Below are 23,780 nucleotides of genomic sequence, written 5' to 3' on the forward strand. Positions count from 1 at the left end.
ACCCGCCGGCATTTGCAATAAATACAGCCCGGAACAAGCCAAATACCGCAATAGCAATCAAGTAGCTGACGAAGAATGATACTGCGTTGTTTGACACCGGTGTCGGAGCTGATAAAAACGCGAATGCCAATGCAAACAGGAACAACGCTATAAATATATTAAACATACCTTTTTGCGCATATTGGGTACAAATCTTAACCACTGCTTTTGAGTTTTCGGTAGAAGCTTTAGAAGACTCCTCATCCAAATTGATATGTTGTTTAATATATTCAACTGCGCTGTATGCACCTGTAGTTACGGCTTGCATAGAAGCTCCCGAGAACCAGTAAATAACCGCGCCGCCTGTTATAAATCCTAAAATTGTGTAAGGATTTAACAAGTTTAAAATAGCCTCAGGCTGAATACCAAGCACCTCTTTAATCACAAGAATTAATGAGAATATCATTGTTGTAGCACCAACCACGGCAGTACCGATAAGTACAGGCTTAGAAGTTGCCTTGAAGGTATTTCCTGCGCCGTCATTTTCTTCCAAATACTGCTTTGCTATTTCAAAATCAGGCTCAAAACCGTATTCGTTTTTGATTTCTTCTGCAATGTTAGGAATGCTTTCAATCAAAGATAATTCATAAACTGATTGAGCATTATCCGTAACAGGACCATAGCTGTCTACTGCAATAGTAACGGGTCCCATTCCCAGGAATCCGAATGCAACAAGCCCGAAAGCAAAGACAGAAGGGTAAATCATCGTAGTTTCAGGGATATACAAGCTTGCAAAATAAGCTATACCCATCAAAAATACGATAACTGAACCAATCCAAAAAGCACTGAAATTACCTGAAACAAGTCCTGAAAGTATAGTTAAAGAAGGGCCGCCTTCTCTTGAAGCAACGACAACTTCTTTTGTATGCAAAGCTTTAGGGCTGGTAAAGATTTTTGTAAATTCAGGGATAAGCGCAGCGCCAAGAGTGCCGCAGCTTATTATTACAGAAAGCACAAGCCATAAATTGCCGCCTAAAGATGCCAGCAGGTAATAACTTACGCCAAAGGTCATTAATATAGACAAAATTGAAGTGAACCAAACTAAATTAGTTAAAGGTGCTTCAAAATCGAATTTTTTACCTTTACCTGAATACAACATATTGCTTAAAACACCGTTTAGCATATAGGCAACGATTGATGTTATAATCATCAAAAATCTCATTGCAAATATCCAGGTCAATAATATAACCTGATTTTCAACTTGAAGTACACCAAGCAATATAAAACTAACCAACGCAACACCGGTTACCCCGTATGTTTCAAACCCGTCAGCGGTAGGTCCTACAGAGTCACCCGCATTATCACCGGTGCAGTCGGCAATAACACCGGGGTTTCTCGGATCATCCTCTTTGATTTTAAATACGATTTTCATAAGGTCAGAACCGATATCCGCAATTTTTGTAAAGATACCTCCTGCAACCCTAAGCGCACTTGCACCGAGAGATTCACCTATAGCAAACCCTATAAAGCAAGCACCTGCAAGGTGTCCCGGAACAAATAACAAAATAATTAACATCATAATAAGCTCAACGCTTACAAGTAAAACGCCGATACTCATGCCTGCTCTTAACGGAATATTTAAAAGTCCCAAAGGATTACCTTCCAAAGCTCTAAAAGCCGTTCTTGAGTTGGCAAGAGTGTTCATTCTGATACCAAACCAGGCAACGCCGTAAGAACCTAAAATACCGACCACAGACCAAGCCAAAATGATTAGAACATTTTGCAGGGGCATATGTTGTAATACTCCGAAGTAAAAAGCAATACAAAGCCCTATCAATACTTCAAGTATAATAAGAAATTTACCCTGTTGAATAAGGTAAGTTTTGCAGGTTTCAAAAATCAAATTGCCGATATCTGTCATAGATTTGTGGGCTTTAATACTTTTTACTTTCAAGTATTCAAATAACCCAAATAACAAACCTAATACAGAGATAACAATCCCTACAAGTAATAAGTTGAAGTGGAACGGATTTGCACTTAAATCAGGCACCACCAAATCTGCTTCACCGGCAAAGCTCATGCCGGCAAACAAAACGCTCAGTAACAAAGACAACACAAGGTTCTTCATACTGAAAAGCTTTCTTAATTCGTTCATAATTCTCTCCTTCCTAAAAATGAACATATAGCTTAATTATCCTCCGATGGCAAAATCGTGTCAATCAAATAAATTTATTTCAAGCAAACAAACCTGTATTCGCAGTTTTTACAACTATCGGTTTGTCCGCCGGTAATGGAGAATGTGTACTTTTCTATCTCAGATATTGTATTTGAAAACTTATTTTCATATTCCTCATATTTTTTTTGTGAAAAATTAATTTGAGAAATATTAATATCAGGAGTCTGAATAAATTTAAAATCTATACTTTCGGGCTTCATCTCAAGCCCTAAATCTTTACGTGCTTTATAAAACGCATATAAGTATATCTGTGCCTGAAAGTTTTCTTCAGGATTTTTGACGGGAGAAGAGGCGGTTTTCCAGTCGGCTATTGTATACTTTCCTTTTTGCTCATCAAAAAATACGGCATCAATTCTGCCTGCCAAAATATTATGCGTATCCTTTACATTCACGTTAAATGCCCATTCTGTAAGTATTGGTTTGAGCCTGAATATATCTGAATTTATAACTGCCTTGTAGTGAGTTTTCAAAGGTTCATTAATGAACTTTTCTTTTTCTGATATATCAAAACCGTTTAACCTATGGCTTAAGAGCGCATGCAGAGATTTACCGAGTTCAAAGTTCTCTTGTTTCTGTGGAATTATTAAACCTTGTACATACTTGTAATAATATTTTGCAGGGCAGCTGCAAAAAGTATCAAACATAGTATTGGTATATGTGTTTATAGAAGTCTTTTGCATAAAGCTACCTTATAAATAAAAAATGAAAGCAGGCAATAAGCCGGGTTCTGTAAGACCTTAAGTCTTTGATAACCATCTATCTCGAACTGTTGTTACCAACAGCCTCCAGCGATTTTTCGGAAAACGGCGGGCAGCCTTAACTTTCCTGTCAATCTTGCACTCAGTCGGGGTTTACCTGGCAAATACCTCTCGATATTCCCGGTGGTCTCTTACACCACCGTTGCACCATTGCCTGTGAATTTTCATTCCATCGGCTGTCTACATTTCTGTGGCACTATCCTCACAGTCGCCTGCACCGGACGTTATCCGGCGACCTGCCCTTGAGTGCCCGGACTTTCCTCAGAATTTAATCCGCGGTTATCTAGCCTGCTTTCATGTTTATTATTGCACAATCAGGAAATGGAAGCTAGGAGGCGGAGAGGCTGAGAAGCTGAGAAGGTGAAGAGCTTAAGAGTTGAAGTTCTTCTTAATGTCATGCTGAATTTATTTCAGCATCTCATTATTGTACGCCGATATAAACCAGGCTCAACCATGCGACCCTGAAACAAGTTCAGGGTGACAGCCTTATTGTCATACTGAGAGGCTGGGAAGGTTATTTTACCGTCATTGCGAAAATGCGCAAGCATTTGAAGCAATTATTTTACCGTCATTGCGAAAATGCGCAAGCATTTGAAGCAATCTATAGGAAAGAAGCTGGGAGGCTGTGAAGCTGAGAAGGTGAAGAGCTTAAGAGTTGAAGTTCTTCTTAATGTCATGCTGAATTTATTTCAGCATCTCATTATTGTACGCCGATATAAACCAGGCTCAACCATGCGACCCTGAAACAAGTTCAGGGTGACAGCCTTATTGTCATACTGAGAGGCTGGGAAGGTTATTTTACCGTCATTGCGAAAACGCGCAAGCATTTGAAGCAATCTATAGGAAAGAAGTTAGGCAGCTGGGAGGCTGAGAAGCTGAGAAGGTGAAGAGCTTAAGAGTTGAAGTTCTTCTTAATGTCATGCTGAATTTATTTCAGCATCTCATTATTGTACGCCGATATAAACCAGGCTCAACCATGCGACCCTGAAACAAGTTCAGGGTGACAGCCTTATTGTCATACTGAGAGGCTGGGAAGGTTATTTTACCGTCATTGCGAAAATGCGTAAGCATTTGAAGCAATCTATAGGAAAGAAGCTAGGCAGTTAAGAGGCTGAGAAGCTGGGAAGTTAGGAAGTTGAAAAAATCATCCTAATGTAAAATTTTGTAACAATTTCCGAGAAAAACCCTGAAATTTCATGTAAACTTTTGTAACAATTTCTTGATATATACAAAATATATACTATAAAAATGGCAATTTTTTGGGGATTTTGCTTTTTTAGTATATATATAGTATATATTATGGATAAGTAAAATGGCGATTAAGCTCAAAAAAGGCCAACAAGTCAATAACAACAACCAATCCACCGCTTTAGGAAATCAGCAGCAAAGCAGTGGAATTGATTCGTCCATAAATATCTTTTCCACCCAAAACACAAGCTCTGTAAGTAAAACAAGCAATAATCAATCATTATTCACTAATAAAACCCAAAGTTATTCAACCCAGCCGAAATCCATTGATACCGCGCTAAACGAGGATTATAGAGACGGCATGGGCTTAAGTATATCAGGTAACACCGCTCGAGAAGATAAAGAAACATCCATCCTTGAAATGCTTAAAAAGGGTGCTGTCAATGCTTGGACAGCAATAAGCGGTAATAATAATACTTCTTCAAATACAATTTCAGCTGATAAAGCAGCGCAAAATAAGCTGGAAGGAACTTCTTTAACAGGAACAAACGCAGCTAACTTCTTGGGCATAACATCAGGTAGCGCCGGTGGAAATACCGCAGGCGGTGTTGCAACATTCAAAGCCGCTAATGTAGCCGCTGATAGTGCAGGTGAAACAAAAAGCGATGAGGCTGTGGAACAAGAAGGCGAAAAAGAAGCACAAGAGGCAGAAAATAAAAATGCGCAAGGAAAGGCTGAAGTATCAAGAGGCAAAGGAGCAAAATCTTCTCTTGAATCAAAAGGTAATGCAGGCAAAATGGCAGGAGCAAGTAACATAGTTAAAAATGCCAAAGCACAAAATATTAATAATCAAAAAGCTTCAGGAACAAAGGCAGGTGAAGGCGCTACTTTACAAAATACAACAAGCTCCGTTAATGTAAGTGCTAACACACAAACAGGCGGTGTATCACAGGCTAAGTCTCAATCAGAAGCAAGCGTTAATGGTAATAGTAATATGCAAGATGCTGAAAAAGCCCAGGTTCAACAATCTTTTGACCAAATGGAAGCTCAAGAAGCCCAGACAGCCCAGGCAAATGCTGAAACTACCGTTAAAACAGGTGAAATTAATGCTTCTTTAGCACAAGGTGATTCTGAAGCTAAAGTTAGCCAAACTAATATAGCAACACAATCTCAATCTATTTCAGAAGCTAATGCAACTGCTAATATTGCAAAAACCAAAGAATGCGCAGGTAAAGCAAACGTTCAAAAAGGCACAAAAACTGCTCAACAAGGACAAAAAGTAAATGCTGCCGGTATTGCTATGCTGGCTTCAGGGGGGGCTATGGCAGCTACAGGTGCAGTAATGCACCTTGCAGGTATGACTAAACTAATGACAGCTGAAGCCGTTAATATAGCGGGAAAAGCAGTTGTGGCTTTTGGTGAATTGCTTCAGAGTAACATTTGGACAGCGGCTTTAGGCATAGTAATTGTGGGGATAGGAATAGCTATTATGTGTGCAGCTACCGCGATGAGAGCAATAGGTTTAAATGAGGTTGCTTTAGCTACTTCATTGATAGTAGCAGGTTTGGCTCTTGCTGCTGCAGGTGGTGCAATGATGATGACGGGTCAAAAACAAACCAATGAAGGCACTAAAACAAAGCAAAAAGGCGCCCAAACAGTAGAACAAGCTCAGGCTGAAGCTAAGCTGGCTCAAATGAAAAAACAAATGGCAGAAGATTTAAAAGCAAGAGAAACGCAAAGACTTGGTAATATTGATAATGAAAAAGCAAGGTTATTACAAACCGCTCAAAAACTTCAAGAAACAGCCGATGCCAACAATGCAGCTTTAGCAAGCCTTACTCAGAGCGCTCAATCTCTACAAGCCTCAGTAGGTCAGGGCAATTCAAACAACCAACAAAATAAAGATGAAGCTAAGAAAGACGGCTTAGACGATAATACTTCTATCAACATAGAAGAGGGTTCAGGCAACGGCAAAAATACCAACGCTGCAGACAAAAACAAAAAAGCTGTAAAACAAGATAAAAAAGCAAACAATAAAAAAGACGATAAAAACGCTAAGAAAACCGAAGAAAAAACAGAAACTAAAAAAGAAGAAACCGACAAAGACAGCAAAACCCAAAATACAACAGCCGCAACAAACGGCTCAAATTCTTCTTCTGTAACAGCAGGAGGCGCAGCAGCTTCATCAACTCAAGCTGCTAATACAAATACTGCTTCTGCTCAAACAAGTACACCTTCAACAACTACAACTTCTTCAACAGGTATATCAGCTACTTTCAGCAGCTTTAGCGGCAACACAGGAAGCAATTCACAATCTCAATCATCAGCTTCTTCAAGCACTTCTTCTACAAGTTCAATAAGCAGTTCAAGTTCCTCTGACTTTGGATTTAAAAAGTTTATGTAGGAGTCTCTCAGCTTCCCAGCCTCTCAGCTTCTTAGCTTCTTTCCTATAGATTGCTTCAAATGCTTGCGCATTTTCGCAATGACGGTAAAATAACCTTCCCAACTTCCCAGCCTCTCAGTATGACAATAAGGCTGTCACCCTGAACTTGTTTCAGGGTCGCATGGTTGAGCCTGGTTTATATCGGCGTACAATAATGAGATGCTGAAATAAATTCAGCATGACATTAAGAAGAACTTCAACTCTTAAGCTCTTAACCTTCTCAGCTTCTCAGCCTCTCAGCTGCCTAACTTCTTTCCTATAGATTGCTTCAAATGCTTACGCATTTTCGCAATGACGGTAAAATAATTGCTTCAAATGCTTGCGCATTTTCGCAATGACGGTAAAATAATTGCTTCAAATGCTTACGCATTTTCGCAATGACGGTAAAATAATTGCTTCAAATGCTTACGCATTTTCGCAATGACGGTAAAATAATTGCTTCAAATGCTTGCGCATTTTCGCAATGACGGTAAAATAACCTCCCCAGCCTCTCAGTATGACAATAAGGCTGTCACCCTGAACTTGTTTCAGGGTCGCATGGTTGAGCCTGGTTTATATCGGCGTACAATAATGAGATGCTGAAATAAATTCAGCATCTCATTAAGAAGAACTTCAACTCTTAAGCTCTTCACCTTCTCAGCTTCCCAGCTTCCTTAGGCTAGTCCGCTGCTTTTAGTTTAGCGAGTTTTTCTTCTAAAATTTTATTTTCTTTTTCTATATCATCGCTTTGTTTTTTTAAGTCTTTAACAGCATTCAAAGTCGCGTAAAATATTGAATTTTCATCCACCATATAATAACCTGTTTGAGGATTTTTTACGACACTTTTTGGCATAACTTTTTGAAGGTCTTGGGCAATAACTCCGACTTTTTTGGTGCCGGATTTGTCATTTTTGTAAGAAAAGACAACAGGTTGTATTTTTGATATTTCTTTTAACCCTGTTTTATATTCACCCGTAACAGTTTTCAAACGTTTATCGCTTGTTATATAGAAGACATTGGCAGTAATAGAATCAGCCGTTAAATTACCGTTAATTTGAAATACATTCTTTTCATTAGGAGCAGGCTCCGTATATGCATGAATTACATTCGGATCATTCGGATCAGCGGGCGAACCTATGAATAATTCCGGGGTAGTATAGGATGCAGTTTGAACTCCACAAAAAATACCTATAGAATCATTTCCCGCATAGCTACTACCAAGTGCATCGGTACCTATAGCTATATTGTTACCGGAGCCGTTTTGTAATGCTCCAAAACCTATTGCAGTATTATTATTTAGCGATGAATTACCTGCAAGCGGGCTGCCAATAACCACAGAGGTATCACTTGCCAAGACCCCAGTACTAACTGTGTGAATATACAAGGAATTTAAAGGCAGTGTATTATCTGAAAGATTTGTATCAAAAATTTGCCCGTTAAAATCGAAGCGTTGTGACACACTCAAAGCCGGAAGGTTTTTGTTAGAAAATCCTGTGTTAAACAAATAAAATTTTTCAGCTCCTATGTAAGGATTGGATATGTTTTCAGTACCTACAATAATTCTATATTCAGAATTAACAGGAGAAATATAATTAGGGTTATCGGCATTTGTTTTCCAATAACCGCTGCCTGAATTAGGGTCGGCAGCATCTCTTCTCACTGTCATAACAGGTATCAAGGCTATAATTACTATAGATAAAATAGACATGCTCAAAAGTGTTTCTATTAGAGAAACCGCTTTTTTATGTTTTGAATTTTTAAATAAAAACTTAAGCATTATTTTTTACCCGCCCTATCTATAAGAGAATCAAGTTCTTTGTTTAGTTCTTTTTGTTCTTTTTTAATATCTTTTTGTGAAGCATTAATAGCTTTCACTGCATTTACCATTGCATATAATATAGGGGTCTTGTCAACGGAATAATAACCATCTTCACCTTTGTTTAGAGCCTCGTCAAAAATCCCTGTAAGCTTTTGCGCAATTACTCCCGCATAAACCTGAGAAGTCGACGAATTTTTATAAGTATACTTGTATGTAGTCACTCTGTTTATTTCATCTGTTCCTTTTATGTAATCTCCATATATAGTTTTCAAACGTTTATCAGAAGCGGTACAACTGCCTGGCGAAGTACATAGCCCAAACGCTGTACAGGATTCCAGTTCGTAGCCATCAGCAATAAATGTATGCCCATCCACCGAGGGATCTTTAAGAGTACAACCATAAGAACCACCTGCCAGAAGAACAGTTCCGATCGTTCCGGTCAGGCTAACCCCTTTACCGGTAAAGCCTACAGCAGCAGGGGCTTCGTTCACTTGCATCAATGTGTTACCCCCTGAGCTAAAAGTAATCACCTTAGTATCTGAATTATATTTTAAATTAGAACCGATAATGATAGGATTGACGCTAAAATCAATCTTATTACCTACTTTAATAGTATCATTTACAACAGCTGAAATATTTCCCTGCCCTATTACTATAGAATTATCACCGTAATGCTTAGTCCTAAAAAGCGGATAACCGTCCCAAAGCGTGTCAGGGGCAGGAAAAGAATAGTTCCCTGACATATCATCCATTGTACCACCAAGCATTACGGAAGTATAAGGTACCCCATTTGTTGTTCCCATTGAACCTGATACCTGCATTTTTGCCGTAGGAAAAGCAGCGGAGGAAAAACCAATCCTTGTCATACCGGCATTTTCTTTACCATATGCAAGAGTTGTAACATTTCCGTCGTCATCTTTCAGAGCAACCCATCTCGGCACATCGGTTTTCTTTGTAATTAAAGGCACTAATGCCATTATACCTACACTAACCAAAACAAGTATAATCATAGCCTCAATAAGAGAAAAAGCTTTAAATTTATTCGATTGTAATCCGGTTTTGTCCATCATATGCTTTCTTTCTTACCGATACCAAATATTCTCTTAATAAAATTAATCACTTTATCAAGCAAAGTTTCTTTAGGGGCTTCAATCAAACCCATTTCAACTTTTATTTTGTTAATTTCTTTTCTAAGTTCTTCATTATGTTTTTTTTGAAGTTTTGTTTTTTCGTCAAGTTCTTTCAGGGCATTAAACATGGCATAAAATACGGGCATTGTATCAAGCATCAAATACCCGTCAGGTCCTGTAATTACTGCCTCGGGGAAAACTGTTCGCACATCCTGGGCAATAAGTCCGGTCTGCTTATATTTTTTATCATCTTTATTATAATAAAATTCTACAGGATTAAGTTTATCAACTTCATTCAGTCCTTTTTCATACTTGCCTTGTAAGTTTTTCAGCCTTACATCGCTCTTTATAAGCTTAGTCGCATTAGTAGTACCTGAAATAGAGAGTTCTGTATCTATAGAAGAAGCAGGAAATAGTGTAACGGTAGTATTTGTAACCTTAAAAAAATCACCTATTCTTAATAGTTCGCCGATACCCTGTGTCTTGCTATTACCTATTACGGTGGAGTTCGGGGTTGATGCAATATTACCGTTGCCGATGACAAGTAAATTTGCTAAAGCACTTAAAGTATTACCAGAGCCTATTATTACCGAGTTATTTATTGCTCCAATCGTGTTGTTACCTATAACTACATTATCGGAACCCATAATGCTGGGTATATTGATTGCACCTACAATCACGTTATTTGAACCTGTTTGAATACTGTGCGAATCTGCAGTAGTAGTAAAAAATACATTTTTGTCTTTGGTAACAAAGTAGTAATACCCGATTTGATAAATAATAGGGTTAAAAGAATCTGTTATAAGAAAATCATTGGTATTAGCGTAAAAAGAATAAGGAACACTTGTGGTTTCAGGGTTACCAACGTTCACTGCAACAGGCTTCATCGTACACAATCCCTTATTATTGTCAGTACAAGACCTCCAAACCCTGCTGTCGTCATCCAAAGCCCTTGGGCCAAAAGTCTTTTCGGTAAATATGGGAATAGATGCCGTAACAACCAACCCTACAATCACCAAAGTCATTATAGTTTCAGCCAGCGTAAATGCTTTTTTTCCTGTATTACTTATAGACATTGAATTTTCCAAATGAATAAAAACGGGGATATATAGATATTTTATACCACTTTTTCCCGGTAAATAACAAAAAATTTACTTATATTAATATTTTGATACACTTTCTGCAAAAATTTCAGTTTGACTAATTTTATTTAGCAGGTAATATTAAAGAAAGTTAGACATCTTGTCCCTTTAGCAGGGGTGGGGTTTAGGGTTAACATTGACAATTTAATATATGGCTCGTTAGCCGGGTGGGAGTTTACGGACACCGTTTAAATACCAACTGAGCTAACGTTGAAAATTAAATATAAAAAATAAAATGGCTCGTTAGCCGGGTGGGACTTTACGGACACCGTTTAAATACCAACTGAGCTAACGTTGAAAATTAAATATAAAAAATAAAATGGCTCGTTAGCCGGGTGGGAGTTTACGGACACCGTTTAAATACCAACTGAGCTAACGTTGAAAATTAAATATAAAAAACTAAAAAATGGCTCGTTAGCCGGGTGGGAGTTTACGGACACCGTTTAAATACCAACTGAGCTAACGTTGAAAATTAAATATAAAAAACAAAATGGCTCGTTAGCCGGGTGGGAGTTTACGGACACCGTTTAAATACCAACTGAGCTAACGTTGATAATTAAATATAAAAAACTAAAAAATGGCTCGTTAGCTCAGTTGGTAGAGCAGAGGACTGAAAATCCTCGTGTCCTTGGTTCAATTCCGAGACGGGCCACCATTTAAAAAAAGACTTTCATTTAAGAGGGTCTTTTTTTTGTTTGTAAAAAAATACGGTCTCGGAATCGAACCTATGTCAAGTCTGACATTTCCTCACTAGGGTTCGGAAAGCGAGACGGGCCACCATTTTAAAAGACTTCCCGAAGGAAGTCTTTTTTGTTTGTGAAAAAGTATGGTCTCGGAATCGAACCTATGTCAAGCCTGACATTTCCTCACTGAGGTTCGGAAAGCGAGACGGGCCACCATTTTAAAAGACTTCCCGAAGGAAGTCTTTTTTGTTTGTGAAAAAGTATGGTCTCGGAATCGAACCTATGTCAAGTCTGACATTTCCTCACTAGGGTTCGGAAAGCGAGACGGGCCACCATTTTAAAAAATTTTCACCCTGAATTTAGTTGATAACCTTTAAGCTAATCCCAGCCTCTCAGCTTACTAGCTTCTTAGTCTCCAAGAGGGTCTTTTTTTGTTTATAAAGTGAGGTTTTTAAGTTTCAGTAGAGATTTGTTTATATTAATTTACTTTATTTTAAAAAACGGATTATATTTTAGTGCGTCGAATATTTTTTCAAAAATTCCGCATTTATTATTAATATTTTTTATCCGTCTAAAGTATCTTGCTACTACAGTAAGAATTGTAACTTGTTCCTGCGTTGCGGCTTTTACGGATTGTTTATTAAGAACAGTCTTAACCCATTTATCCACGCCCAAAGGAACTTCTCGTGCTAAACTTTCTTTTATAAATCTTATTTGTGGTTTGTTAAATTGAGATATGCGTATCATAGAACCCTATAAAAATTCACTACCTATAGTTTATAAAAACATTCTTTATTTAAAAATTGCTTAGTCATTAGTGGTGCTTATAGGATATATTTTTCTTCTATGCAACTTAAAGTTTAAACATAAAATCGATAAGATACTGAGCTCGTTTAGCTCCTCAGCATGATAATTTCTCCGCCTCCCAGCTTCTTAGCCTCCAAGAGGGTCTTTTTTTGTTTGTAAAAATTCACAATGTCTTAAAATTGATTTTTTAGTTTAAAATTAATGATATGATAAATAAGATCAGGCAGATTTAGAAAGGCGCAAAATGCAAAATACACCAAAGGGGATGAGGCTTCATATCGGGATTTTCGGAAAGCGAAATGTCGGTAAATCCAATATATTAAACGCTTTAACACATCAGAATATTTCTATTGTTTCAGAGGTTGCGGGTACAACTACAGATCCTGTGGAAAAAGCAATGGAGCTTTTACCTTTAGGACCCGTTCTTTTTGTTGATACAGCAGGGATTGATGATGAGGGGAAACTGGGTGAGCTTAGAATCAAAAAAACAATGCAAATCTTTGACAGAATTGACATTGCATTAATTGTATCCGGTCAAACAGGCTGGAGCAGCTTTGAAAAAGAACTTTATGAAGAATTTACCAAAAGAAAGATTCCTATAATTGCGGTTTTTAATAAAGTTGATTTAGCCGCAATTTCTGATGAAAAGTTAACCGAGGTTGAAAACCTGAAGGTTGCAATCGTTCATACTTCCGCAAAAACAGGCTTTGGCATTGATAATCTTAAGCAAAAACTTATAGAAAATGCCCCGGATGAATTTATAACCCCTCCGATGATTGCAGCAGATTTAATCCCAAGCGGTGAAATGGCTGTTCTTGTTGTACCTATCGATTTAGAAGCGCCAAAAGGCAGACTTATCTTGCCCCAAGTACAAATTATAAGAGATTTGCTTGATAATGATTCTATGGTTATGGTCGTTAAAGAATCTGACTTAAAAGAAGCGTTAGGCAGGTTAAACAAACCTCCTCATATTGTAATTACGGATTCGCAAGCATTTTTAAAAGTGTCTGCAGATGTGCCTGAAAATATTAAACTGACATCCTTTTCAATTCTTTTTGCAAGGTTTAAAGGCGATTTAGAGGAGTTTGTTAGAGGCGCTCTTGCTATAGAAAATCTAAAACCAAACGATAAAATTCTGATATGCGAATCCTGTACGCACCACGCTATAGGCGATGATATAGGTACGATAAAAATCCCTAAATGGCTGAACCGATATGTAGGCGGAAAACTTGAATTTGTGCATTATTCAGGGCATGACTTCCCTGAAGACATTTCCGGGTATAAGCTTATAATACATTGCGGTGCTTGCATGACAAACAGGCGTGAAATTCTATCGAGAATAATAAAATCAAAACAGGCAGGCGTGCCTGTTACGAACTATGGGCTTTCAATTGCCTATGCTCTGGATATTTTTGGGCGTGCATTAGAACCTTTTCCTGCGGCATATCAGCTTTACCGAGAACTTAAAATGCAGGCAAAAAAGTAGGTTGTAAGAAAAAAATTTTCAACCTTATTTTTCTATTTCATAATGATACCTTTGCCATTCTTTGAAACCGCCCTCAAGCTCCATTGACCTGAATCCGTTTTCAATCACTTTAATAGCGCATTTGGCTGCAAGCTGGCATAAGATATTATAGCAATAGATTATTGTTATTTTATCTTTTTCTAAAAATTTCAATCCATCTTCTATTTTTTCATCATCCAGGTGAATAGCCCCCGGGATATGACCTTCCATGTAGTCTGATAATGTCCTCACGTCTACAATCTGAATATTCTTTTTAGTTTCTATCCAATAATTTAACTCCACAGGTCCTATTGTAAAGGATATTTTATTTATAAAAAACTCACGGGCCTTTATTAAATCGTAGGTAATTCTTATATTATCCATCATATACTCCTTTTTATAACGCAACTAAAATAATTTTAATTTATATTTAATATAAAAACCTTAGACGGATGATTATAAACACTGTATATGTAAATATTCTTTGTATTCAAAAATACTTTATGATAGATTAAAGGCAGGGAGATATTTAATGAAATACAAAATAAAAAGTTTTTTAAAAGAACTTATTGAAACTATTATTGTAGTAACTGTTTTGGTAGTTATCATACGGGGGTTTATAGGCGAACCGAGATGGATTCCTTCTGCTTCAATGCGCTCTACTTTGCTGGAAGGGGATAGGGTATTTATAGAAAAAATATCCGCTAATTTTACCAAACCCGAAAGGGGTGATATATTGGTATTTTACCCTCCTTTTGAAAAACTTGATAATGATTATTGGTCACAATTTACAAGATTTATAGGTTTTTTTGACAAAAAAGATGCCTATATAAAAAGAGTTATAGGTGTCGGCGGCGATAAAATTTTCATCACCAGCGATAAAAAGTCAGGCAGAAGCATAGTATTCGTGAATGATAAAAAAATCGATGAACCTTATTTATATGAAAATCGTACCATTGAATGTACAAAAAATATGTATTGCGGGCCTATGGTTGTGCCTAAAGGGTATTACTTTATGCTTGGTGATAACAGGGCAAACAGCCAGGATGCAAGATTCTGGGGATTTTTACCTGAAAGCCGCATAATAGGCAAAGCCTGTTTCATATTTTGGCCTTTAAATCGTATAAAATTATTTGAAAAACCTGAATTTACAAAATAAATTAGGGAGTATTACTTATGGATAAAACTTTTATAATTCGTAAAGTCAACGAATCTAATGTACGCTCGGAATTAGTTGATATCGGCTTTGAATCCTCTTACCTTGATGTAGCGAAACATAAATATAAGCCGTTTATCTTGAAAATTTATAATTTAACTCCTCCGCAGGCAATGATTTTAAAACAAACGGCACTATCACTGGGAACAGATTGCGCTACACACCGCTATATCGTAACCTGTAAAGTGAAAAGTAGCGATGTTATTTTATTTGCAACGGCTAATCAATTAAAAAAAATATCAACAAAACTTAAATTACAACCATTCGGGCTGAAAACTTTGGCAAAAAATATAGATGAGTTTTTAGTGAGAAAAAAAATAGTTTTCAAAATTCATGACACTGTATTTGATTGGCACAGAACTTATCTGATGGGTATACTTAATATTACACCTGACTCTTTTTCCGACGGCGGGAAGTATTATGAACCGGAAAGCGCATATGAACATTTTAATAAGCTTGTTCAGGACGGGGCCGATATTATAGATATTGGCGGAGAATCCACACGTCCTAACTTTATACCCATAGAATCCGACGAAGAGATTTCAAGAGTAATTCCGGTTATAAAAAAAATAAGAGACGTTAATACAAAAACCCCTATAAGTATTGATACCAGAAATCCCAAAACCGCTCAGGCTGCGATAGATGCAGGGGCTAATATTATTAATGATGTTTCAGGTTTGCTCAATGATAAAAATATGATATCCGCAGCTGCACAAAATGATGCTGTCTTAGTAGTAGCTTTTAATGACGATATTAAACAAGGCAAGAATGCTATAGATGAAACCATAAAAGGCTTAAACAGAAGAATAGAACTCTGCCTTGATGCAGGTATCAAAGAGAGCCGTATAATTCTTGACCCGGGGTTAGGGTTTAATAAAACATCCGAGCAAAATATTGAACTTATAAAAAATGCAAGAGAGGTATGTTCCTTACCTTTTGCCTGTTTATACGGAATTTCAAGAAAATCTTTTGTACAAAGATTATCCGAACAAACCCTGGCTGATATAGAGTTTGCCAATGTAGCGTTAAATTCTTATCTTACTACTTGCGGGGTTAATATTTTGCGTATTCATGATGTAAAAGCCCACAAACAGGCTGTGAATACTCTTGATAAGGTTATCTATGATTAACCTTGACTCTTTAACCCTGAAGTTTCAGCTTGATGAAATAATTCCTATTTTGAAAAATGGCAGAATTCAAAAAATTCAGCAGCTGAACAGGAGGGATTTGCTCTTTACCGTTAGAAACAACGCTTCCCAGTACAAATTATTTATATCGATAAACCCTAATTCAGCCCATATTTCAGTTATTGAAGAAGAAAATAAACACTATAGGTTTTTGCAGATACCACAATTTCCGCCAATGTTCTGTATGCTCTTGAGAAAACATTTAGAAGGGGTGAAAATTCTTGATATTACACAACCTGAACACGAGAGAATAATTGAATTTCACTTTAACTCTTACGGGGATTTGGGTGAGCATATTCCGCTGGTTTTAGCCGTTGAGCTTATGGGGAAGCACAGCAACGTAATTCTTTATAATAACGCCTCTAAAATTATTTTGGGCTGTATGCATAATGTAGGGGAAGAAAAGAGTAAAGAACGTGAACTTGCAGGATTATTACCTTATATTTATCCAAAGAAACATTCCAGATTAAATATACTAAAGATAGGCGAAGAAGACTTTTTAAAGCTTTGTACCAAAGAATTTTTGATTTCGCCTAATTGGCTTAACGAAACGTTTTTTGATATAAGTGTTCATCTTGCAAAAGAGTTGTTGGCTGATTGTAGTGAGGATTGTGCCAAAATATATAATAATTTAAACGACTTGTTAAACGGCAAAAGAATAAGCCCCTCCGTAAAAGAAGATTTAAGCGAATTTTCCATCTATTCTCCTTACGATACGAAATTTGACACCGTAAATAAAATGGTGGATTTTTATTTTTCACGTAATATTTATAAATTTGAACTTTGTAAAAAAAGAAATCAAATTGCAAAAGTTTTAAATAAAGAGATAAAAAAAATAAATTCGGCACTTGAAAAAATAGGCAATTTCGATAAAACCCTGCAAAAAGCCAAGCATTATAAAGAAATAGCAGATACATTGATGACGAATTTGTATTCTTTAAAAGTTGAGCCTAAAATCACGGCAGCAAACATTTATACACAAGAAAATCTCGAAATTTCATTGAAACCCGAATTATCAATTAATGAAAATGCGCAAAAATATTATAACTTATACAACAAACTAAACAAAAGCGTTAAATTTAACGCAGCATTAATACAAAAATATAACGGGGAAAAAGAATACCTTACAGGCATAAAGTCTTCGCTTGAGTTTGCAGCTGATATTGAAGATTTAAACCAGATAGAAGAGGAGCTTGTTTCTATAAACCTTTTGACAAATAAAGAACAATCAAAAAAGAAAGACAATAAAATAGATATAGAAAAAGTACAAGAAGACGGTTTTGCTATCTACATAGGCAAAAACAATAAACAAAATGACTATTTAATCTCTAAGCTGGCTTCGGCGGAAGATTTGTGGCTTCATGCACAAGGCGCCTTCGGCGGGCATGTGATAATCAAACCTAATCAAAAAGGTATGTCTGTTTCTGACGAAATCCTCTTGAAAGCGGCGAAACTGGCGGGCAGGTATTCAAGCTCCAAAAATGATAAAAAAATCAGCGTTATTTATACAAAAAGAAAATACCTTAAAAGACCTCCTAATACACCGTTAGGCTACGTAACGCATACTAACGAAAAGACAATAGTCGTTGAGAATTAGGATAAGGTGTCCTTTATGACTGCACTCTATTGCTTAATAGTTGAAAAGGTGAGAGTTTAAGAGTTGAATAGCGCTCAAGCTCCGTCATTTCGGGGCGGATTTTCTGTTAAACCGGTATATTCGAACACTTTTCAAGAGCATTCTCAGGTGTGATTTTTTCGTCCGGATTGCACATTATGACGGCGTTCGCAAAGTTTTTTGGTCCCCACTCTTCAATCATAAGCTTATTGAAAAACAAGCATACTGTTTTATGTCCCATGCTGTAAGACAGGTGCATAGGACCGGTGTCTGCCGATAAAAACACATCCGTATTGTTAATCAGAGAACTAAGCTCAAATATGGTTGTTTTATTTGTCATATCAAGGAACTCAATGTCGGTTTTTTCTCTCAGTGCTTTTGCAAAATCGCCTGCTTTACCTGTTCCTACAAGCATTATTTTTATAGAGTTTTGGCTGCACAGAGTTAAAAATTCCGCTGCAAAATCAACGCTCAGACTGCGATATTCATCTTTAGCAAGAGGACATAGCCCTATTATTTTGGCATTCTCAGGGTTAAAGTCCGCTAATATTTTTTTTGCATATTCATCATATTCGGGAGGGTAAGAAAATCCCATCTTCGATTGGGGAGGTTTGCCCGTAAGCAAAGAAAGATATGAGGCATTAAAATTGGCTTTGTAAGTATTTCTTATCTGCTCTTGCGTATAATTGAATTTATGAGTTATAAACAGATTGAGGGGTGAATTTTTTAACGGCGCACAAACTCTTATTTTTGAACCTGTCGCAAGGCTTAAAAGCAGGCTTCTTTCGTGTGCATGGACAATGAATGAAGCATAAACCTTATTTTTGTAAGGAAATTTCTTTGCGAATTTCCAAGGTCCTAACAACCCTTTGTGTTCTTGTTTTTTGTCATAAACAAAAACTTCATCAACCCCATGCATGCCTTTGGCTACTTCTTCAAAAGGTTTTGATGCAATGAAAATAACCTTTGAATCAGGATAATTAAGTTTGATATCTTGACATAAAACACTTGATAAAAGGGTATCTCCAAGCCATCCTAAATTTATAACGGTAAATACCTTTTCTTTTTTATTCTTCATTCAAAGTTTCCAAATTTTCAATGAATACTTGTGCCGATTTTTCCCAGGAAAAGTGCTTTACCCTCTCAAAACCTTTATAAATATAGTGATTGCGATAATTTGAGTCCTCAATGAGTTTTAGCAATAATTGTGCATACTCGCCTGTTTCATCAACTTCAGCGTATATGGCAGCCTCATCGCATACCTCCGGTAAAGCCGAAGAATACTCTGTAACAACAGGACATCCTACCTGCATTGCTTCTAACGGCGGAAGCCCAAAACCCTCATATCTTGAAGGGTATAGCATTGCTACGGAGTTTTTTAAAAGCGATGCCATTTCTTCATCAGAAACAAACCCCAGTTCCTGAACAGCGCCCAATTGATGTGCTATCCGCATATTCATTTCAAATTCTTCACTTATAAATTTTGGATTTCCTGTTATATACAGTTTTACATCTGTTTTTCTTGTAGTGTGAAGGTAAATAAATACTTTTATTAGTTTATCCAAACCTTTTCTTTTGTCATATCTGCCGTTGAACAAAAAATACTTGCCTTTATCGCTGCTTTCGGGGATATTTTCGGGCAGAAGGTTAATAGTAGGCGCATTTAGCAGCACCACAGGTTCTATATCAATATTGAAATGCTTCATAAGTTGTATTTTTGAATATTCGCTGATTGTAAAAATTAAATCTGAACGGTCAATATCGGCTTGTGTCTTTCTTATGTACTTCTTTTCTTCTTTATCTGATGAGAAAAAACCGGGAATCTCCAACGGAAGTACATCATGAAAAGTGGTTATAATTGGTGTGGAAGACGGCATCCAGGATGGGATATTGCCGTTTACGGGAAAATAAAACGGGATACCTTTATTTCTGAAAGCAAAATAAGGGTAAATAGTATTCCGCCATAATGTTGATTCATAAGGGAATTCAATAACCTGAGTTTCAACATTTGGAGGTAGTTGATAATCTGTTTTTTTACGCTGAATACCTAATATTTTATATTCCGGAGTAATTTTGTTTATTGCATCAAACAGATAGAAGATAGTTTTGGTTACGCCGCCTATATTTTTGGAATTTAAACTTGTGTCGTAAAAAAACTTTTTCAAAAATGTTCTCCTATATGCATATTTTTTATTATACCTTTAAAATTATTTTATGCTTACAATTTGAATATCTTTATGCTCGGCGTTAAAATGATAATCTTCGTCTTTTGTCCCAGAGGCAATAATTTTGGCGGTATAAGCCCCTAAAATAGCATCTAAAACCGAGATAGGCATCATATTAGAGGGCAGGTTTTTAATACCGAGTTTTTCTTTTATATTCAGCTGCAAGAACTTGCAGCCTGCGGGTGAGCGGTCTTTCATATAGGAGTGGATATTTAGTATGGTTTTTGTATAATCGCTGTCATACCTGTAAACCCTATAATTTTTATCAAGCAAATCCTTGTATAAACCGGTTCCTCGGTCTGAGTAGCGATATTTCCAGTCTGATAAATTGTCGTCGGGCTCCAGATTAAAACATTTGTAATGCTTTGATTCAATCCTCCATTTGCCGTTTAACATTTCGTAGTATTCGGGCATGTCTATGCAAATAATAGAGTTAGACTTACCGCTCAGGTTGTCTATTATCAACTTTAATTCGTCTATGGAATAAGCTTTGTCTATTCTTATCAGTTCGTCTTTTGAATCAATGACAGCAATTCCCGAATCATCGGAAGCTCCTTTTCCTATGGAAATGCCTATAAAATTGTGAATATTGTTATTTTTCATTTTTCCTCTTATAAAATACTCAAAAGCAGCCTGTATTTATCAAAATGTTCATCTTCTACAGCTTTTTTATCGGTTTGCTTTATGCGTTTTAATTCACTAATCCCTTTCAAATATTGATGGTTCTTAAAGTAAATATTTACAAGTGTAGCAGAAAAAATCGGGTTTGCAGGATTGCTTTCAACTAATTGTTTAAGGTACATTTCTGCAGAATCGTAATTATGCATTTCCATGTAACAATATGCTTTAACTTCATCGACTGCTCTTTCGCTTGAGTATGTAGAGGCTATATTAGCCAAATCAAGCGCTTCTTTGTAGTTGCCCATTTCATAATTTACTACCGCAAGATTAAAATATACGCTGAATCGTTCTTCATTGGTTTTTGCAAACCTAAGAGCGTCAAAGAATACCTCAATGGCTTTTTTATTATCCCTGTTGGCATGATAGCCTTCTGCCAAACCCATATATGAAATAAAATTAGGGGCAACCTTTTCTACATAATTTTTGGATTCCTGCAATTTTTGTTCCGTTATATTTGAAATATCCCCTAACACTACTTGGGAATAATACATATCAGGATTGTGTTTTAAGTTATAGTCTTTGTTTGATATATCAGGAAGAATTTTGTACAAAAGTCTTATTGTGTTTATGTCGTACGGTGTAAGGTCTTTTTTTGAAATCATAATAGCACTGCCGTTTGAAGATAAGCTGGCGTCATTATTTAGAGGAAACATTACATCGCTTGGGTTAAAACTATGCCCCGAAATCCCTAATGCATGTCCGATTTCGTGCATTGAAATATTGAAAATCTGATTGTTTGTAAAATCAGATCCGTCAACATCTTTTGTTCTGAATGATATTTTTACCTCGGTTAATTTCATGCCCGTTATTTGCGGCTCTGTGAGGGCTAAGACTACGGAACAATTATGCCCCTTATAACAATTAGCGCCCGATATACTATCAACGAAGGATATTTTTATATTTGCCCGTTGAAAATCATCAATGTATTCGAACTTTAACCCTTCCCCTGTGTTATTAGACCAATTCTGAAATGCATTTTTCATTTCGTTGGAGTAATATTCCGGGATTTCGGCTTTGGTTGTATTTTTGAAAGAAACTGTTATAGGGTGGTCGGCATTCCAGTGGATTATATTTGAACCCATAACGGCATTGCTTAAATAATTTGGTTCGTATTTGTATTTGATTTCGTTGCCTGTTTTTGCAAGCATATTATCTATGAAATCAACGGTATCAGGTCTTGGGTAACGTTCTTTTATTTTCAGAAGCTCATATTGCATTTCTGATGTTTTTTTGAATTTTGATATAGTGTCCAGATAATTTTTTAAATATTGTGAGTTATCTTTTGAGGTATTAAAAGCTTTATTATATTCAAAATAAGCTTTTACATAAGCGCCTTGGGCGTAGTATTTTTCTGCCTGTTGTATATAAAAATGATTGTTGATGTCCTCATGAGCAATAATATATAAAGCTAAAAAGGCTACAAAAGGGTAAAAAATAAGCCTGATAATAAAACTATGAAATGGTTTTTTATGCTGCTGTTCGTTACTCATCTTTTTCTGTTATTTTGTTGTGTAGTAATTTAAAATGGTCATTATCGTTTGAAAATTCCAGTGCTTTAATAATGAAGGATTTAGCATTTTGAATATCATTTTGATGATAGTAAGTATTTGCTAAATTGTAGTACGCCCAACCGTTATTGGGGTTAATGGCTAAAGCTTTTGTATAATATTCGATAGCTTTTGCGGGGTCTTTTTTCTGATGCAGATACAAATTACCCAAATTAGAATAAGCCCATTCATTAGATGAATCAACTGCGATAGTTTTTTGCCAAAGCTCTAAGGCTTCATCAACATTACCCGACTTATAATTTGCCCTCGCAAGTTCATTCATAAATAAAGAATTGTTAGGGTTGATTTCATATGCTTGGGAATAATATTTTAGCGCGTCTTCATAATTATTCTTTATAATCATAATATTACCAAGGTTATAAGATGCCCAACCGTAATTTGGATTTAGAAAATAGGCTTTTTTATAATACTCATAAGCAACATCAAGTTTGTCGTAATGATAAAAATAAATATTGCCCAAGTTAGAATAAGCCCATTCATTTTCGGGGTTTATATCTATAGATTTTTCAAGATTTTCTTTTGCCTTGTCTACATTTTTTAATTTGTAGTAAGCCCTGCCTAATTCGCTGTAATATTCTGCTACTTTGTCATTTAAAGAAATGGCTTTTTCAAAATAAATCACGGCATCATTCAGCATTTGTTTACCGTAATAACACGTTGCTATTTTAAAATAAATAAGGCTGTCTTCTGTTTTAATGGCAGCGGACTTTAAAAAACAACCCAATGCATCGTCATATCTGCCTAAACTCAGATAAAGTTCTCCGAAATTGTTCAGGATTTGATAGTTTGCCGGCGCTAAAGATATGGCCTTTGAAAAATATTCGAGTGCCTTAGGATAATCTTTTTCATTTTTATAAATTAATGCAAGATTATTATACGGCTTGAAGAACCTATCATCATATTGAATGGCGCTTTCAAAACATGTTATAGCTTTATCCGATCTGTTACTATAGGCATAGATTAACCCGAGTTCGTTATGTGCCATTGCATTTTGGGGGTTAATTTCCAATACTTTTAAAAAAGCTTCTTTTGCCAAATCAAATAACTGCGCTTTTGAATGCGATAAACCTTCGCTTATCAGTTCTTCTTCTTTTGATATCTCATTACTCATAATTAAACCTTGAAAGTGCTTACCCTTCTAATGATATAGTATAGTTTTTTATCTAATAATGCAAGTTTGTCTTGTAATAATTAAAAGTTTTATGCTATATTTGGATTAATCAAGGCTAAACAAATTGGGCGTTAGCGCCAAGCCGGAGCAGATGCGAAGGCATTTAGATATTACCAACTGCGCTAACATTCCATCATTGAAAACAGAATAATTTTTGGGGCGTTAGCGCCAAGCCGAAGCAGATGCGAAGGCATTTAGATATTACCAACTGCGCTAACATTCCATCGTTGAAAACAGAATAATTTTTGGGGCGTTAGCGCCAAGCCGGAGCAGATGCGAAGGCATTTAGATATTACCAACTGCGCTAACATTCCATCGTTGAAAACAGAATAATTTTTGGGGCGTTAGCGCCAAGCCGAAGCAGATGCGAAGGCATTTAGATATTACCAACTGCGCTAACATTCCATCGTTGAAAACAGAATAATTTTTGGGGCGTTAGCGCCAAGCCG

At 36.4% G+C, this 23,780-nt stretch carries 17 protein-coding genes, 1 tRNA gene and 1 other RNA gene; 6 read left to right on the forward strand and 13 right to left on the reverse strand.

Features of this window, described 5'->3' with window-relative positions:
* The 3 genes from PHX18_05705 to rnpB form a co-directional block, all read right to left on the reverse strand.
* On the reverse strand, window positions 1-2,134 hold a 2,134-nt coding region (locus PHX18_05705), incomplete at its 3' end, for a sodium-translocating pyrophosphatase (GenBank protein MDD3594106.1).
* Between the two features lie 74 nt (window positions 2,135-2,208).
* Window positions 2,209-2,895: a PD-(D/E)XK nuclease family protein gene (locus tag PHX18_05710; protein MDD3594107.1), complete on the reverse strand. Its 687-nt coding sequence runs from the start codon at window positions 2,893-2,895 to the stop codon at window positions 2,209-2,211.
* A gap of 21 nt (window positions 2,896-2,916) precedes the next feature.
* An RNA gene (gene rnpB / locus PHX18_05715) (RNase P RNA component class A) lies at window positions 2,917-3,268 on the reverse strand.
* 1,017 nt (window positions 3,269-4,285) lie between these two features.
* Between rnpB and PHX18_05720 the strand changes: the two genes are divergently transcribed.
* A complete protein-coding gene (locus PHX18_05720) occupies window positions 4,286-6,565 on the forward strand; it encodes a hypothetical protein (protein ID MDD3594108.1) in 2,280 nt (759 codons plus the stop codon).
* A gap of 697 nt (window positions 6,566-7,262) precedes the next feature.
* Here the strand turns inward: PHX18_05720 and PHX18_05725 are convergent.
* The 3 genes from PHX18_05725 to PHX18_05735 are packed head-to-tail and all read right to left on the reverse strand — an operon-like array spanning window position 7,263 to window position 10,608.
* Window positions 7,263-8,360: a tail fiber domain-containing protein gene (locus tag PHX18_05725; GenBank protein ID MDD3594109.1), complete on the reverse strand. Its 1,098-nt coding sequence runs from the start codon at window positions 8,358-8,360 to the stop codon at window positions 7,263-7,265.
* Window positions 8,360-9,472 (reverse strand): tail fiber domain-containing protein, encoded by a 1,113-nt coding sequence (locus tag PHX18_05730; protein MDD3594110.1) that lies wholly within the window; start codon window positions 9,470-9,472, stop codon window positions 8,360-8,362. Before PHX18_05730 ends, PHX18_05725 begins: the two co-directional genes overlap by 1 nt.
* Window positions 9,469-10,608, reverse strand: a complete 1,140-nt coding sequence (locus tag PHX18_05735) for a tail fiber domain-containing protein (GenBank protein MDD3594111.1) — start codon at window positions 10,606-10,608, stop codon at window positions 9,469-9,471. The genes PHX18_05730 and PHX18_05735 overlap by 4 nt, the downstream gene beginning before the upstream one ends.
* A gap of 645 nt (window positions 10,609-11,253) precedes the next feature.
* On the opposite strand from PHX18_05735, the gene PHX18_05740 reads away from it, so the two are divergent.
* A tRNA-Phe gene (locus PHX18_05740) sits at window positions 11,254-11,329 on the forward strand.
* Window positions 11,330-11,840: 511 nt separating this feature from the next.
* On the opposite strand, the gene PHX18_05745 is transcribed toward PHX18_05740, so the two are convergent.
* Complete coding sequence (locus PHX18_05745; protein MDD3594112.1) at window positions 11,841-12,104, reverse strand: hypothetical protein; 264 nt, start codon at window positions 12,102-12,104, stop codon at window positions 11,841-11,843.
* Between the two features lie 304 nt (window positions 12,105-12,408).
* Here PHX18_05745 and hydF point away from each other — a divergent pair, with 304 nt between their 5' ends.
* Window positions 12,409-13,650 (forward strand): [FeFe] hydrogenase H-cluster maturation GTPase HydF, encoded by a 1,242-nt coding sequence (hydF, locus tag PHX18_05750; protein MDD3594113.1) that lies wholly within the window; start codon window positions 12,409-12,411, stop codon window positions 13,648-13,650.
* A gap of 24 nt (window positions 13,651-13,674) precedes the next feature.
* Here hydF and PHX18_05755 read toward each other — a convergent pair whose 3' ends face one another.
* Window positions 13,675-14,055 carry a rhodanese-like domain-containing protein gene (locus PHX18_05755; GenBank protein MDD3594114.1) on the reverse strand — a complete coding sequence of 127 codons (381 nt, stop codon included), beginning with the start codon at window positions 14,053-14,055 and terminating at the stop codon, window positions 13,675-13,677.
* Window positions 14,056-14,200: 145 nt separating this feature from the next.
* On the opposite strand from PHX18_05755, the gene lepB reads away from it, so the two are divergent.
* Genes lepB through PHX18_05770 form a run of 3 tightly spaced genes read left to right on the forward strand, consistent with a single transcriptional unit; the run spans window position 14,201 to window position 17,668 of the window.
* Entirely contained in the window at window positions 14,201-14,827 is a 627-nt protein-coding gene (gene lepB / locus PHX18_05760; protein ID MDD3594115.1) for a signal peptidase I, read from the forward strand.
* A gap of 17 nt (window positions 14,828-14,844) precedes the next feature.
* Window positions 14,845-16,014 (forward strand): dihydropteroate synthase, encoded by a 1,170-nt coding sequence (folP, locus tag PHX18_05765; GenBank protein MDD3594116.1) that lies wholly within the window; start codon window positions 14,845-14,847, stop codon window positions 16,012-16,014.
* Window positions 16,007-17,668 (forward strand): NFACT RNA binding domain-containing protein, encoded by a 1,662-nt coding sequence (locus tag PHX18_05770; GenBank protein MDD3594117.1) that lies wholly within the window; start codon window positions 16,007-16,009, stop codon window positions 17,666-17,668. The genes folP and PHX18_05770 overlap by 8 nt, the downstream gene beginning before the upstream one ends.
* Window positions 17,669-17,774: 106 nt before the next feature.
* On the opposite strand, the gene PHX18_05775 is transcribed toward PHX18_05770, so the two are convergent.
* Genes PHX18_05775 through PHX18_05795 form a run of 5 tightly spaced genes read right to left on the reverse strand, consistent with a single transcriptional unit; the run spans window position 17,775 to window position 23,271 of the window.
* On the reverse strand, window positions 17,775-18,764 hold the full coding sequence (locus PHX18_05775; protein ID MDD3594118.1) for a glycosyltransferase family 9 protein: 990 nt from the start codon (window positions 18,762-18,764) through the stop codon (window positions 17,775-17,777).
* A complete protein-coding gene (locus tag PHX18_05780; protein ID MDD3594119.1) occupies window positions 18,754-19,851 on the reverse strand; it encodes a glycosyltransferase family 1 protein in 1,098 nt (365 codons plus the stop codon). Before PHX18_05780 ends, PHX18_05775 begins: the two co-directional genes overlap by 11 nt.
* 42 nt (window positions 19,852-19,893) lie before the next feature.
* Window positions 19,894-20,514 (reverse strand): hypothetical protein, encoded by a 621-nt coding sequence (locus PHX18_05785; GenBank protein ID MDD3594120.1) that lies wholly within the window; start codon window positions 20,512-20,514, stop codon window positions 19,894-19,896.
* A gap of 8 nt (window positions 20,515-20,522) precedes the next feature.
* Window positions 20,523-22,082 (reverse strand): matrixin family metalloprotease, encoded by a 1,560-nt coding sequence (locus PHX18_05790; GenBank protein MDD3594121.1) that lies wholly within the window; start codon window positions 22,080-22,082, stop codon window positions 20,523-20,525.
* On the reverse strand, window positions 22,075-23,271 hold the full coding sequence (locus PHX18_05795; protein MDD3594122.1) for a tetratricopeptide repeat protein: 1,197 nt from the start codon (window positions 23,269-23,271) through the stop codon (window positions 22,075-22,077). The genes PHX18_05790 and PHX18_05795 overlap by 8 nt, the downstream gene beginning before the upstream one ends.
* Between the last annotated feature and the right edge of the window lie 509 nt (window positions 23,272-23,780).

It is taken from the genome of Candidatus Gastranaerophilales bacterium, from assembly GCA_028696075.1.
Taxonomy (GTDB): domain Bacteria; phylum Cyanobacteriota; class Vampirovibrionia; order Gastranaerophilales; family JAILCC01; genus JAQVHS01.